17 protein-coding genes and 1 pseudogene are annotated in these 11,799 nt (G+C 47.6%); 9 read left to right on the top strand and 9 right to left on the bottom strand.

Annotation, left to right across the window (positions count from 1 at the left end):
• Window positions 1-163: 163 nt before the first annotated feature.
• Window positions 164-379 (bottom strand): hypothetical protein, encoded by a 216-nt coding sequence (locus IQ235_RS07470; protein ID WP_264320858.1) that lies wholly within the window; start codon window positions 377-379, stop codon window positions 164-166.
• Between IQ235_RS07470 and IQ235_RS07465 the strand changes: the two genes are divergently transcribed.
• The gene (locus IQ235_RS07465) at window positions 365-940 is read left to right on the top strand and encodes a Uma2 family endonuclease (protein WP_264320857.1); all 576 of its coding nucleotides are present in this window, start codon (window positions 365-367) and stop codon (window positions 938-940) included. The genes IQ235_RS07470 and IQ235_RS07465 overlap by 15 nt on opposite strands.
• 20 nt (window positions 941-960) lie before the next feature.
• Here the strand turns inward: IQ235_RS07465 and IQ235_RS07460 are convergent, their stop codons facing one another.
• The 3 genes and pseudogenes from IQ235_RS07460 to IQ235_RS07450 form a co-directional block, all read right to left on the bottom strand.
• Complete coding sequence (locus tag IQ235_RS07460) at window positions 961-1,230, bottom strand: DUF2442 domain-containing protein (protein WP_264320856.1); 270 nt, start codon at window positions 1,228-1,230, stop codon at window positions 961-963.
• Window positions 1,205-1,342: pseudogene (locus IQ235_RS07455) on the bottom strand (DUF4160 domain-containing protein); the annotation flags it as partial. The pseudogene IQ235_RS07455 and the gene IQ235_RS07460, both read right to left, overlap by 26 nt.
• 177 nt (window positions 1,343-1,519) lie before the next feature.
• Complete coding sequence (locus IQ235_RS07450) at window positions 1,520-1,900, bottom strand: nucleotidyltransferase family protein (RefSeq protein WP_264320855.1); 381 nt, start codon at window positions 1,898-1,900, stop codon at window positions 1,520-1,522.
• A 111-nt stretch (window positions 1,901-2,011) separates the two neighbouring features.
• Between IQ235_RS07450 and IQ235_RS07445 the strand changes: the two genes are divergently transcribed.
• Entirely contained in the window at window positions 2,012-4,390 is a 2,379-nt protein-coding gene (locus tag IQ235_RS07445; protein WP_264320854.1) for a GUN4 domain-containing protein, read from the top strand.
• Between the two features lie 140 nt (window positions 4,391-4,530).
• Here the strand turns inward: IQ235_RS07445 and IQ235_RS07440 are convergent, their stop codons facing one another.
• The 3 genes from IQ235_RS07440 to IQ235_RS18845 form a co-directional block, all read right to left on the bottom strand.
• Window positions 4,531-5,145 carry a Uma2 family endonuclease gene (locus IQ235_RS07440; protein ID WP_264320853.1) on the bottom strand — a complete coding sequence of 205 codons (615 nt, stop codon included), beginning with the start codon at window positions 5,143-5,145 and terminating at the stop codon, window positions 4,531-4,533.
• A gap of 243 nt (window positions 5,146-5,388) precedes the next feature.
• A complete protein-coding gene (locus tag IQ235_RS18850; RefSeq protein WP_319592557.1) occupies window positions 5,389-5,547 on the bottom strand; it encodes a hypothetical protein in 159 nt (52 codons plus the stop codon).
• A 3-nt stretch (window positions 5,548-5,550) separates the two neighbouring features.
• Window positions 5,551-5,787, bottom strand: a complete 237-nt coding sequence (locus IQ235_RS18845; protein WP_319592556.1) for a nucleotidyltransferase family protein — start codon at window positions 5,785-5,787, stop codon at window positions 5,551-5,553.
• 130 nt (window positions 5,788-5,917) lie between these two features.
• On the opposite strand from IQ235_RS18845, the gene IQ235_RS07430 reads away from it, so the two are divergent.
• The 4 genes from IQ235_RS07430 to IQ235_RS07415 all read left to right on the top strand — a co-directional run bounded on the left by IQ235_RS07430 (window position 5,918) and on the right by IQ235_RS07415 (window position 8,089).
• Entirely contained in the window at window positions 5,918-6,589 is a 672-nt protein-coding gene (locus IQ235_RS07430; RefSeq protein WP_264320852.1) for an ABC transporter ATP-binding protein, read from the top strand.
• 28 nt (window positions 6,590-6,617) lie between these two features.
• On the top strand, window positions 6,618-7,304 hold the full coding sequence (locus IQ235_RS07425; RefSeq protein WP_264320851.1) for a class I SAM-dependent methyltransferase: 687 nt from the start codon (window positions 6,618-6,620) through the stop codon (window positions 7,302-7,304).
• A gap of 117 nt (window positions 7,305-7,421) precedes the next feature.
• On the top strand, window positions 7,422-7,658 hold the full coding sequence (locus IQ235_RS07420; protein ID WP_264320850.1) for a hypothetical protein: 237 nt from the start codon (window positions 7,422-7,424) through the stop codon (window positions 7,656-7,658).
• Between the two features lie 41 nt (window positions 7,659-7,699).
• Window positions 7,700-8,089: a hypothetical protein gene (locus IQ235_RS07415; protein WP_264320849.1), complete on the top strand. Its 390-nt coding sequence runs from the start codon at window positions 7,700-7,702 to the stop codon at window positions 8,087-8,089.
• Between the two features lie 114 nt (window positions 8,090-8,203).
• Here IQ235_RS07415 and IQ235_RS07410 read toward each other — a convergent pair whose 3' ends face one another.
• On the bottom strand, window positions 8,204-8,782 hold the full coding sequence (locus tag IQ235_RS07410; RefSeq protein ID WP_264320848.1) for a hypothetical protein: 579 nt from the start codon (window positions 8,780-8,782) through the stop codon (window positions 8,204-8,206).
• 53 nt (window positions 8,783-8,835) lie between these two features.
• Between IQ235_RS07410 and IQ235_RS07405 the strand changes: the two genes are divergently transcribed.
• A complete protein-coding gene (locus tag IQ235_RS07405; protein WP_264320847.1) occupies window positions 8,836-9,045 on the top strand; it encodes a hypothetical protein in 210 nt (69 codons plus the stop codon).
• A gap of 85 nt (window positions 9,046-9,130) precedes the next feature.
• Here the strand turns inward: IQ235_RS07405 and IQ235_RS07400 are convergent, their stop codons facing one another.
• Window positions 9,131-9,325 carry a hypothetical protein gene (locus tag IQ235_RS07400; RefSeq protein ID WP_264320846.1) on the bottom strand — a complete coding sequence of 65 codons (195 nt, stop codon included), beginning with the start codon at window positions 9,323-9,325 and terminating at the stop codon, window positions 9,131-9,133.
• Between the two features lie 273 nt (window positions 9,326-9,598).
• Between IQ235_RS07400 and IQ235_RS07395 the strand changes: the two genes are divergently transcribed.
• Window positions 9,599-10,186 carry a GrpB family protein gene (locus IQ235_RS07395; RefSeq protein ID WP_264320845.1) on the top strand — a complete coding sequence of 196 codons (588 nt, stop codon included), beginning with the start codon at window positions 9,599-9,601 and terminating at the stop codon, window positions 10,184-10,186.
• A gap of 176 nt (window positions 10,187-10,362) precedes the next feature.
• Window positions 10,363-11,799: hypothetical protein (locus IQ235_RS07390; RefSeq protein ID WP_264320844.1), on the top strand; the 1,437-nt coding region annotated here is incomplete at its 3' end.

The raw sequence follows: 11,799 nt of genomic DNA, 5'->3' as shown, positions 1-11,799 counted from the left end.
CAAGTGGGTTCGTCGGGGGAAAAGAAGGTGATATTTTGGTTCAATTCCTCGATGATTTGCCCCCCGCGCCCCGAGGAAAAATCGATATAAAACTTGCGATCTTCTTCGTTATCCGCAGCCAAGGTGCGGCTGGGGTTCGTCGCGCGAAAAAATTGCCTTAAATCTAATGCCATAAGCCGATTCGATCGTTTCTACACTCATCTGGAATGCCCATCTTGCTGCGACCCAAGAAGCCATCTAGGCGCGATTGTCGTGGGTTGAGTCTGTACTTATCGATGGTAGCGTCGATCGCGATCGGGTTGTATCGAGCGATCGATATAATCAGAATATTGAGATACCCGATACATCCACATCCAAAACTGCCATGGATGCTGCCCATTGCGATCGCCCTTTAACTGCAATTGAGTACTTGGCATGGGAAGCCAGTCAGGAGATTCGCCACGAGTTCATCGACGGTGTAGTGGTGGCGATGACGGGTGGTTCCCTTTCTCACAACGACTTGACGGTGAAACTGATTCTAGAAATCGCGCCGCAAGTTCAGCCCAAGGGATGTCGTGCGCAGGTTTCTGACGCTAAAGTTTTCGTGAATGCAACGGGTAATTATTTTTATCCCGATTTGGTGGTGAGTTGCGATCGGCGCGATCGCGATGCCCAGCAATCTCTCCAGTTTCCCTGTTTGATTATTGAAGTCCTCTCACCGAGTACGGCAGCCAAAGATCGCGGTAAAAAATTGCGAAACTACCGCACGATTCCCACCCTGCAAGAATACGTTCTCGTCGATACCGTTCAAGTTTTTGTAGAACGGTATCGACGCAGTTGCGATTTGTGGACGTACCGAAGTTATGAAGCTGGGGATGTGGTGTTATTTGAAAGTATTGATGTGTCTATTGAGGTCGATCGACTTTATGAAAATATCGTTCTGATTCCGGAAGAAGAGTAATTTGTAATTTCAATATAATTTCAAATTGCGGTCAATCCTCTCGGTGCGGGCGCTCCTCGTAACATTCCTTCCGTACTGAGATCTTCATCAATTTCTTCCCAATGAAGACCGTAACCGCCTCCACAAATTTCCCAATTTTCTCGTTGTTCTGGCGTGGCGTTTAAGAGTCGGGGATACCAAGTCAGAGGAACGGTAATGGTTCGTCCATCCATTAAATCGACACGAATAGTTTCTGGTGTGAATTCCACATTTTTGACTCGTTCGTCAGCTTGAATTGCCAAAATACCCATACCATGCATCCGATAATTTATTTTTATTTTCTTGGACGATTTTCTGTAGTTTTCGCAGTTCTTTTGCACTAAAACCAATATTGTTAGCCAAGCTAACTGGTTCTAACCAAAATTTAGCAGATGAGCTATCTCAGTCAATATGTATGTGGGGAGGTTCGTTTGGCTCATGGCTGTAAAAGTAAAGTCGATAAGGACCGACTCGTAAAACAGTTGGCATAACTTTAAAATTCTCTTCAAATTATAGAGTGTTTGGACTAGGATACATTCAGGAAGAATCCAACACGATCGTTCATTGCTGGCAATAAATCGGAATAGCAGTGTCGAGGATGGCGCGACGGCGAAGGGGATTATCACTGTGTTCGATCGCTCGTTTGCTTACCAAATCTACGGGGCGTTCTAGCAAAGCTTCGAGATCGAATTGCATTTGGGCGAAATCGAGTAACGTCCAGTGGCTATTCGGTTTCCAGGTGACGAGGAGATCGATGTCGCTATCGGATCGAAAATCGTCGCGCACAACAGAACCGAAACAAGCGAGTTCGATAATTTGCCAGCGCTGACAGAAGTCTTGCAAGGTTGAGGCGATTTCGCCCTTGCCAAGTCGCTGTAAGGGGATGAGATTGAAATACGGTTGGGTGTTGGCGCTGGACGCTTGTGGGTTGGATATTTTCACGGGCGATCGCGCTTGCGGGTTTTTCAGTAATTCTAAACGATCGAACCTCTCTCGATCGCAGTTGCTAGAATACGGTCAAATTGCCGTAAACGAATGCGGGAAACGATACCGATGCCCGAAAGCGAGAACCCCGAAGATAAAAATTCCACAACCGAAAACTCCGAAAACGAAACATCCGAATCTTCTTCTAACTCATCTCCTACTCCTTCCTTTGAAACCGAACGCAAAGTTGCCCGTCAGTGGGTTCAACAAAGGCTACTTCAATGGATGCCCCTTGGCGGTAGCGGGTTTGCATTTGTTTCCCTGCTACTCAAAGAAGAACCGTTCATCGCCATTTTGATGTTTCCGGTGATGGCAATTTCTATTGTCTGGGCAAAATATACCGATGGTTTTTTGAACCAACTGGGGGAGGTGGCGGCGAAACGGGGTAAGGAAGATGTGGATGCTTTGGTGGGGTGGAAGGAGAATATTGATGAGGCGATTCGCTGGCAGTTGGCGGGGACGGAAGGGAAATACTTGCAATGTCAGGGAAATGCCTGCCGGGATTACGCCACCGAAGGCTTGACGAGTACCTTCAAACCCCTGCTTAAGGATGTTTTCGTGCCGTTGGAGTTGAGCGGTGACTTTTCTCGCGGGGTGGATGGGGAAGCGTTACCGATGCCGCCAGGGTTGAAACGGGATAAGCAACTTGCCGAACGATTGGCGAGTGGGGAAGGGTTGCGGATTTGGAATCTCCTGGAACGGGGAAAGGGCAATTCGGCGTATCGTTCCTTGGCGATTTTGGCCTGGGGAGGATACGGGAAAACGACGCTTTTGCGACACATCACCTATTTGTACACTCAAAAACGCCAACCCCGGCAAATTGCATCCGCACCCAAATTACTCCCTGTGTTGCTCTATTTACGGCGCTGGCAAGAGGTCATTCACACCGAAAAGCCCGATCTGCCAACCCTCATCGAAAAACACCACATTCCTAATTTATCTGGGGGAAAAGACCTCAAGTTACCCCCAAACTGGGCAAAAAATCAACTTCGCCAGGACAATATGCTGGTGATGTTCGACGGGTTCGATGAAGTGCGAGAAGAGTGGCAAAAGCCGATGAGTCGGTGGATTGCCAAGCAGATAGAAGCTTATCCCCAATCCTTTTTCATCCTCACCTCTCGTCCGGGAGGGTATAAAAACTACGCCGCAGAACATAAGCCCAATTCCGTCTTTGTCAAACCCTTCAACGACGACCAACAAGAACGCTTTGTGCGGTGTTGGTATTTGTGTCGGGAACGCCACTACAGCGCCGAACCGAAGCATCCGAGGGTGAAGCAACTGGCAACCCAAAAAGCCGCAAGTTTGATGACCCAAATTCGAGAACGGGGGGAACTTCACGACTTAGCGAAAAATCCGTTATTGCTGAGTACGATCGTCAATTTGCATAGCTACGCCCCCAGCGACCCCATCGATCCATCCCGCCCGATTCAGCTTCCCCAACGACGGGCCGAACTCTATCGAGAAATTTTTCGCTTGCAGTTGGGCGATCGCCCCCTGGTCAAACAAATCAATTTGCTTTTATCGGCGGAAGATAGTCAAAAGATTTTGCAAAAGTTGGCGCTGGCGATGGTAAAGGAAAATAAACCCAATATCGAGAAAAAACCGTTACTGGCACAATTAAAAAGTTATCTGAATGGGTTGGATGGGTCTGTCGAACCGACAAAGTTTCTCCAGCAAATCGAACAGGTCAGCGAATTGTTAGTGAAGCGAGATATCGAGTACGAATTCGCGCATCTGAGTTTTCAAGGGTATTTGGCGGCGCGAGAAATTCAGGAACTCCAGCAAGAACGTTTGCTGCTGGAACACTGGCAAAAACCGTGGTGGAAAGAAACAATTTTACTCTACGCCGCCCAAGTTTCGACCCATCAACTCTCTCATCTGGTTCGCCAATTATGTGGTGTCGGAACTCGCGAGGCTGTGGCTTTAGCATACGACTGTCTCAAGGAAACGCCTCGGAAAGTGAGTCCGGCAGTGGCGGCGGAATTGGAACGGTTAAAGTCCAACGTTCGAGATTTACGCTACCAAAAGTTAGAGGCGTATTTATCACAAGGAGAATGGCGAAAAGCGGATGAAGAAACGTCTCGCTTGATGTTGCAAACAATGGGAAAAGAGGAAGGACAGCTCTTGGATATTGATGATATCGAGAATTTTCCCTGCGAAGATCTTCGCACCCTGAACGAACTGTGGGTGAAATACTCGAACGGGCATTTCGGCTTTTCCGTCCAAAAAGAAATTTGGATCGAGTGCGGGGGAAAGCCGGGGGTGTATGATGATTTAGAGAGTTATGAAAAGTTTGCCGATCGCGTGGGATGGCGAAGGGAAGGTGACTGGTTGTACTACAACGACTTAAATTTTACTATCGCATCAGATAGGGGACACCTACCACAAGGGATTTGGCAGACTTATAATGATATTCTCTTCTCTCGCGTCCAGACTTGTGAAGTGTAGCATATAAAGCTTACAGATTTTTTTGAAGATTTAATACAGCAGTGATTTCCACGAACCTACGCCATTTCTAGCGTTCCGATACCTGGCACTACGCAGAATTAAAAATTAAAAAGGCAAAATTAAAAATGTTAATATCGCCCTTATCTTCCTAGTCTCAAAATTCGATCGAGGGTTAAATCCAACTCGGGAAATGCAGGAGATTCGATGCGATCGCTCCCGCGAAACTGTCGAACTCGATACTCGCCATCGATGAGTTGGTAAACCGAAAATGTCGGTTTTTTTGGCGTTCCGATATACCGTTTTCCTCCCAATCCTCGATAGTCAGCAATCCAATATTCTGGAATTGAAAGTGCTTCGTATTCTTCCACTTTGAGCGCATAATCATCGCTCCAATTCGTAGACACCACTTCGATTACCAACCGAACAGAACTCCCTTTAGTAATCACCGATTCTCGCTCCCAGCGCGGTTCGTTTGCGATCGCATTTTCATCGAGAACGATAACATCCGGTTCGTATCCAGACTCATTTGGCATTTTGAGGACGCATTCTTTCGGGATGAAGTAAGGAAGTTGCAAGCGCTCGATTTCCATCCCCAGTTTGAGTGCGAGAAAACCGGCAACTCGCGAATGCTGACCTGTCGGTTTTGGCATGGTTACGATCGCCCCATCGTGTAATTCATAGCGGCACTCGGAATGCTCTGGATACCAGGCAATAAATTCATCGAAGGTAACGAGTTTGGGAATTGCTTGAATCATGAAACCAATTTAGAGGTTAGGGTGATTCGATATCGATCGATACAGATGAGTATTTAGATTTGGCAAAAATATTATTGGTAGGCGATCGCCTAAAAGATTATCGTACTAAAACTAAATATAGCTTCGCCCTTTGAAGTACTTTATCACGACCTGAAACCCTTGTAAACTCGTGCCAAAATTGCCCGAATTTGCCTCGATTTTTGGGTCGATTTTGGCTTAAAAACACAATTTTTGTAGTAATGGCTACGAAATAGCAAACCTCATCGGTTTTCGCACTGCATAGATGACCCGTGCCGATTCTAAGATCTTCTGGCGGCGCCGCCAGTTTTCGCTGCGATCGATAGCCGCTTTTACAAGCAAATCCACCTTTCGCCCGAACAGAGTTTGCAGCTCCTGACGCATTTGCTAGGTTTCAGCTAAACCGCGCTGAAAGCCAGGATCGAAGGTTACGAGTATATCGATATCGCTATCGAGGCGAAAGTCATCTCGCAGGACAGACCCAAAAAGGGCAAATTCTGTAATGTGCCAGCGTTGGCAAAAGTCTTGAATTTGCTCCATGGGTAGCTCGATGTTTTTAGTAACAGCTTCAAGAGCTGGCATGGGTTCGCGGGAAAGATAAGAGGTGTATTTTAGTTTAGCCAAGAGTCCTCAAAGATGGTTGTGAGAACTGCGATCGGTCTGACCCGTTTTGAGTATCGCCGCAAAGCGCGTCTTGCCCATTTCTAGGCTATTTGTGCCAAAGTAAAAGGAAGCCGGTCTATGTGTAATCTGAATGCTCTATCTGAAAAATCTAGATTATCATCCCACTGCTAGCCCGAGTGCGATCCTCAAAGCGATCGATCTAGAAGTGGCCCCCCAGCAACTCAATTTAGTGGTAGGCCCGAGTGGATCGGGAAAAAGTACGTTACTCGAAATTTTGGCCGGACTAGCTCGACAGACGAAAGGGGCAGTTTATTGGCGCGATCGGGAATTGCTCCCAGAACAACTTCGACAGTTAGGCGGATTGGTTTTTCAGTTTCCCGAACGCCACTTTTGCGGTCACTCCATCCTTGAAGAACTACGACTGGGACATCCGGAATTAGGTTCCGATCGCGTCCGGGAAGCGCTCGAAGAAGTGGGATTAGACGGTTTCCCCCTCCACACATCACCTCATGCTATGAGCGGGGGACAGCAACGGCGTTTGGCGCTGGCAGTGCAGCTCATCCGCCAACCCCAAATTTTGCTCCTCGACGAACCCACTGCCGGGTTAGACTGGTCGATGCGCCGTCAGCTTGTGGGTTTGCTTGCCAAGCTCAAACAACATTGGAGTTTGTTGGTGGTGACGCACGATGCGGGAGATTTGCTCCCGATCGCCGATCGCTGCTGGACGCTCGATGTGGGAGTGTTGCAATCGGTGACTCCAGAAAGTTTGCAGAATAAAGGGCGATCGGTGGCTTCAGTTTGAGGTGAATTGAAGTCGAGAACGAGCCGAGATGAATGAGAACCTAACCCAAAAGATTCGCAATGATTTCGATCGGCTTGCTCGATACGATCGAAATCATCCCGAATGGAATCATAATAACCACTATCACTCTTTTTTAATCGAACAGTTGCCAGCCCAGTGTAAAACCGTGCTTGACATCGGTTGCGGAACGGGTGAATTTTCGCGTCTTTTGGCAGAGCGTTTTCAAAGCGTTATCGCCATCGACTTATCTCCAAATTCGATCGAGGTTGCCAAGCAGCGATCGAAAGGGTTTTCAAATATTGATTTTCAAGTGGCTGATATTTTGCAATGGGAGTTTCCCACGGAACAATTTGATGCGATCGTCTCGATTTCCACACTGCATCATTTACCGATTGAAAACTTGCTTCCTAAGCTGAAAACTGCTTTAAAACCGGGTGGAAAGTTAGTCATTTTGGATTTGCTAGAACATGAGAATTTGCGAGATACATTAAGCGATTGCGTCGCAGTTCCCCTAAACTGGTTATTCCAGATGCGTAAGAATCGACAAATTCAGCGATCGCCAGAAGCCGCAGCCGCCATGAGAGAACATCTGCGCACAGATGAATACCTGACGCTTTCACAAGCACGACGAATTTACACGAACTCGTTGAGAGGAGCAAATGTTAGAAAGCACTTATTCTGGCGTTACTCCCTGGTTTGGAAGAAGTCAGTATGACGATCGCATATATCGCAAAACAACTTAATCGCAAGCTAGCAGGTCGGCAGCCGTGGCATAGAGTAGCCAGTACGTTACAATAAAAGCTCTAACATCGAGTTTTTCTGACTTGCTGCTATGCCAATTTGTTCTGAAGTCATCAAGCAAGATATCGATCGACTCACGGAGGAACAACTTCAACAAGTTGCTAATTTTATTGCCTTCTTAAAGTTTCAGAGTAAACGCCGTCATCGGCAGATCGAGCCAAGCCAATTAGCATCTCTAGCAACTGAGTTTGCTGAGGAAGATCGCGCTTTAGCTGAAGAAGGAATGAATGATTATGCAACCATGCTCGATCTCGAAGATCGACAATGAGCGATTTCAATGTTACTCAGTTATTTCGCTACCAATTTTAGATGACAATCGAAAGAATTTCAGCGATTGTTAAATTTAGTGGTAAAGAATTTTTACCCAAAAAAGCCGAAGAGCAAACAGGACTTACATTTTGGGAAAAAAATGAGCCGAATTACGTTATCGAAACGGGAAGACAAAAAGGAAAACTGATTCCTCATGGTTATGCTTCTCTAGAAGCTCCAGATGAAATTGAAGATGATGACAAAATCCTTTGGCTAGCACGCACGCTCAAAGATAAAATGAAAATTATCGAAGAATGTGGGATGGAGGATGCAGTCTTTTATATTGGATATTTCTATGCAGACCAATGTAACTGTACTTTAACGAAAGAAGAGCTAAAAGCGCTTGCTGATGTAGGTATTAATTTTTGGTTTTCTTGTTATGGAGAATAAATAAATAAAGGTAGACCCCACCCACTAAACCGGGGTAGGCACGGGGGCACTACCCCTACTGGGAGGTCAATGTCGATCGCAAACTGCTATAAAACCCAAAATTCGAGCTTCATCCTAATACTCGCAGCCACGGGGTTGCGGTTCTGCCTCGGCTAAGTTTGCTGCAAATCCTGCCGGTAGAGAAATCTCCTCAAACCCAGTTTCTACAGTCCCCTGCATTGCTTGCGTACCATAGCCATCGGGGTACATATGCGATCGGACGATGGCTACGTCATTCGGTTGTACGGCAACTGCTCCTCCCGTGCGTCGAAAGGGTTGCTCTTCTACGTGGCTGTGAGCGAGGTTTCTGCGATATATTAGATTTCCTTCTTCATCGAGAACTTCCCACCAGTTGGCATACCGATCGCAACCCGTATCTGGGCTTTGGACGGTGACGGCAAACGTATACGCTCCCGGTTCTCCTGCGGTGACATCCACATCGGTAACAGTTGCGAACGCATCTGCCGATGCCGATGATGCTTGGGGCGATGCTGAGGAGGCGGTAGACTCAGGGCTATTTTGAGGCGAGGGTGATGGAGTCGAGCAACTTGCTAACATCAACGAAAGGGCGATCGCTCCCCCCGAGATCGACAAGTTGATTGGGGTGTTTGCCAGAGAGGTATTGGCGAAAATCGATCGTTTAGCCCAAATCATTTTTCGATCGCACCAGATTCGTGCGGACTTGAGTACAAACTGAGTTTTAAGTAATGGTATCAAAAGGAAAAGCTAGTGCGATCGGAACGCCAATCGCCGAACTCGAAATCGATGTACCTCTCGTCTCCAAATTATTAGAAGAACAGCATCGAGATTTGGCGCATCAACCCATTCGTCGGGTTGATGCTGGGTGGGATAACGAAATATTTCGGTTGGGCGATCGCCTGTTATGGTATCTCCGAAGCCACGTGGCAACGCGCTAAGGGGTGGGCGATTTTCTTTGGTATTGTCTTACTCGACTCGGGATTAGTTGACAATTCACGGCACGCAGCGATCGGGGAGAGAACATTACGCCGCGTTGCTGAGGATGGATAAATCTAGATCGATCGAGACAAGCGCCGTTGCCATTTCCTGGTTCCATTGATGAGAAATTCCTATCGTTCCTAGATTTTTTAACTCCTTTGCCGCCGAATTTTTCGCCCGTTTCCTGCCCATCGCCGACGATTTTACAAGGGTTACACCGGCATGGTAAGATTTGGTCAATTAATACCACATGGTTGGGTCAATACCTGTAAAAATATCGCATCCCAATCCACCTCAAACCCCAGTTTTCGTCTCAAATCGCTCGCCCTATCCCCAACATTTGAGCGTTCTGAATACATTAATTTTTCAATAAGTATTTTTTCTGATATTGACAAATTCTCGAAAATATGGGTATAGGTACTCGGCTTTTTTCGGGAGTCAAACGATCGCCAACAGGTAAGGGAGTTGACTCCAGAGTGCGGGTATGTTGTGTCCCCGCATAGCCCAAACCCGATGGCGATCGAACATTCAAGAGCTATTAATACTAATAACGATCGAAAAATGGATGAAGTTACGATCGTCAAATACAATCCGAATTGGCCGCTTTTTTTTCAACAAGAAGCCGATCGCATACGCGAGGTTTTAAAAGGCGATCTCATCGCTCGAATCGCACATTTTGGAAGTACGGCAGTACCGGGATTGGCAGCAAAACCGATTATCGATCTACTGGTTGGAGTGCGATCGCTCAGCGAAGCCAAACAATTGGCAGTTTCGAGGCTAGAAACTTTAGGCTATGCTTATTGGCGTAATAATCCAGAACCCCGACGGATGTTTTTGGTTAAAGGTTTACCTCCGAACGGTCCGCGCACCCATCACATCCACATGGTCGAGCCAAATAGCGTATTGTGGGAACGTTTGCTATTTCGAGACTACCTTTGCCAGCATTCAGATGAAGCCGCACGTTACGCACAATTAAAGTACCATCTTGCTCTACGCTTTTCGGGCGATCGGGAAGCATATACAGCCGGTAAAGCAGAATATGTAGCATCGGTCATGGAAAAAGCTCGAGATGACGACAGTTTTAAAACGCTAGAAAGCTAGTACTCCACCACACTGGTTTTGATGGAAAATTTATTTGAGTTCCCCTCTTGGGAGGGGTTAGGGGTGGGTTCGACGATTTGCTGGTGTGGCTGAATACTTAAGAATGGGGAATGGAAATGGGGAAATAAATTGACAGTTTCACCGATGAGAATGGATTTAATTTTTTATGGTTGGAGATGTCCAATCGTTTCGATCGTCTAGCTCGATCGTCTTCTCCCTTTCCTCCTGCCGATTTCTCCCCATATGGTATAAATTCAGGAAGCACGTCCTACGAGGTAGAGGAGTCCGTTAATACTGTGGCGATCGCGCAAACTCTCGGTATCGGCATAACCGCAGCATCGGTGCTGTTGGGATTGGCAATTGGGGCAATCGAATATCAGTACCGAAAGCGACCGAAAAAGCAACTGGAACTGACCCAGGGAAAGTGGGATCTCGAGAAAATCGATCCCGAGCGTTACCTCCTCGTGGGAGAACTCGAACTGGTCAATCTTTCCCCAAGCAGAATTATTATCGCCCCCGAACTATCGGCAGAAGTACAACTGTTTTGGGACGCTTCGTGCAAAAACCTCACCTGTAAAACCCAAGTCGTTCCCCTTCACCCCGACGAACCCGCTCGCGAGGATGATTATTGGCTGGCGTACCTACTCAAACCGGGAAAAACCACCCGTGTCAAAATCTCCATCGACATTCAGGGTCAAGGACTATCGGGACTCGAAGCCGCTTGGATTCAGGTTCGCTACGTCGCCTACGGTGCGGCAGGTCGCATCCCTCAAGTACGACACATCGTCTTTCCCTTCCAGTATCCCGATCCCAACGTCCCAGCCGAGTGGAAACCCAAAGAAGGGGTGTCGGTGTTACCCATCAAAACCCACCTGCTCAATCCCCTCGACGACCTAATCGAAACCATCGAACACTACGTTTCTCCCCACTCGCAACCGGGAGATATCGTCACGATCGGCGAGTCTCCCCTAGCGATTATCCAAGAACAAATGAAACATCCCCCCGAAATGGAACTCGGTTGGGTGGCGAAGCGATTGTGCCATTATTTCGGGCGAGATAGCAGTTTGGGAGTCGCTTACGGCTTGCAGAGCTTAGTGGATGAAGTGGGTTCGCCTCGTGTGGTGACGGCTTTAGCCCTTGGAGCGGTGGCTAAAGCTTTAGGGCGACCTGGTGTATTTTACCAATTGGCTGGAGAACAGGCGCGATTGATCGACGATGTGACCGGAACCAGCTTACCCCCCTACGATCGATTTATCGTCCTCGGGCCGGTGAATTCCCAAGAAGTTGTGGCCCAAATTCAGCAAAAAACGGGGTTATCCGCTGCGATCGTCGATGTCAACGACTTGAAAGCCGTTAAAATATTAGCAGCGACCCCAGATGTGTCGGTCGATGTGTTGGAGGCCGCTCTACGCAGTAACCCGGCAGGGAACGCAGCAGAGCAAACTCCTCTAGTTCTAATTCGACCCCATTCAAACCGATCGAACTACTGCCGACAGGTCGGAGATCTGTTCTGCTCGCTCAGTCTCCCGATCTTTAGTCCCCAGTCAAATAGCACGACCATGACCTCATCCCCCACAGATGCTAGCACCCTTGAAATTCATCCTCTCCAGGAC

Source organism: Zarconia navalis LEGE 11467 (assembly GCF_015207075.1).
Taxonomy (GTDB): domain Bacteria; phylum Cyanobacteriota; class Cyanobacteriia; order Cyanobacteriales; family Geitlerinemataceae; genus Zarconia; species Zarconia navalis.
This window is presented reverse-complemented; position numbering and strand designations above follow the sequence as displayed.

Coding starts and splice junctions, on each gene's coding strand:
- IQ235_RS07420 (WP_264320850.1), top strand. CDS start 7,422: ATGCCAATTTGTTCTGAAGTCATCAAGCAAGATATCGATCGACTCACG.
- IQ235_RS07425 (WP_264320851.1), top strand. CDS start 6,618: ATGAATGAGAACCTAACCCAAAAGATTCGCAATGATTTCGATCGGCTT.
- IQ235_RS07460 (WP_264320856.1), bottom strand. CDS start 1,230: ATGGGTATTTTGGCAATTCAAGCTGACGAACGAGTCAAAAATGTGGAA.
- IQ235_RS07415 (WP_264320849.1), top strand. CDS start 7,700: ATGACAATCGAAAGAATTTCAGCGATTGTTAAATTTAGTGGTAAAGAA.
- IQ235_RS07405 (WP_264320847.1), top strand. CDS start 8,836: ATGGTATCAAAAGGAAAAGCTAGTGCGATCGGAACGCCAATCGCCGAA.
- IQ235_RS07445 (WP_264320854.1), top strand. CDS start 2,012: ATGCCCGAAAGCGAGAACCCCGAAGATAAAAATTCCACAACCGAAAAC.
- IQ235_RS07410 (WP_264320848.1), bottom strand. CDS start 8,782: ATGATTTGGGCTAAACGATCGATTTTCGCCAATACCTCTCTGGCAAAC.
- IQ235_RS07440 (WP_264320853.1), bottom strand. CDS start 5,145: ATGATTCAAGCAATTCCCAAACTCGTTACCTTCGATGAATTTATTGCC.
- IQ235_RS07465 (WP_264320857.1), top strand. CDS start 365: ATGGATGCTGCCCATTGCGATCGCCCTTTAACTGCAATTGAGTACTTG.
- IQ235_RS07430 (WP_264320852.1), top strand. CDS start 5,918: ATGCTCTATCTGAAAAATCTAGATTATCATCCCACTGCTAGCCCGAGT.
- IQ235_RS07395 (WP_264320845.1), top strand. CDS start 9,599: ATGGCGATCGAACATTCAAGAGCTATTAATACTAATAACGATCGAAAA.
- IQ235_RS07470 (WP_264320858.1), bottom strand. CDS start 379: ATGGGCAGCATCCATGGCAGTTTTGGATGTGGATGTATCGGGTATCTC.
- IQ235_RS18850 (WP_319592557.1), bottom strand. CDS start 5,547: ATGCGTCAGGAGCTGCAAACTCTGTTCGGGCGAAAGGTGGATTTGCTT.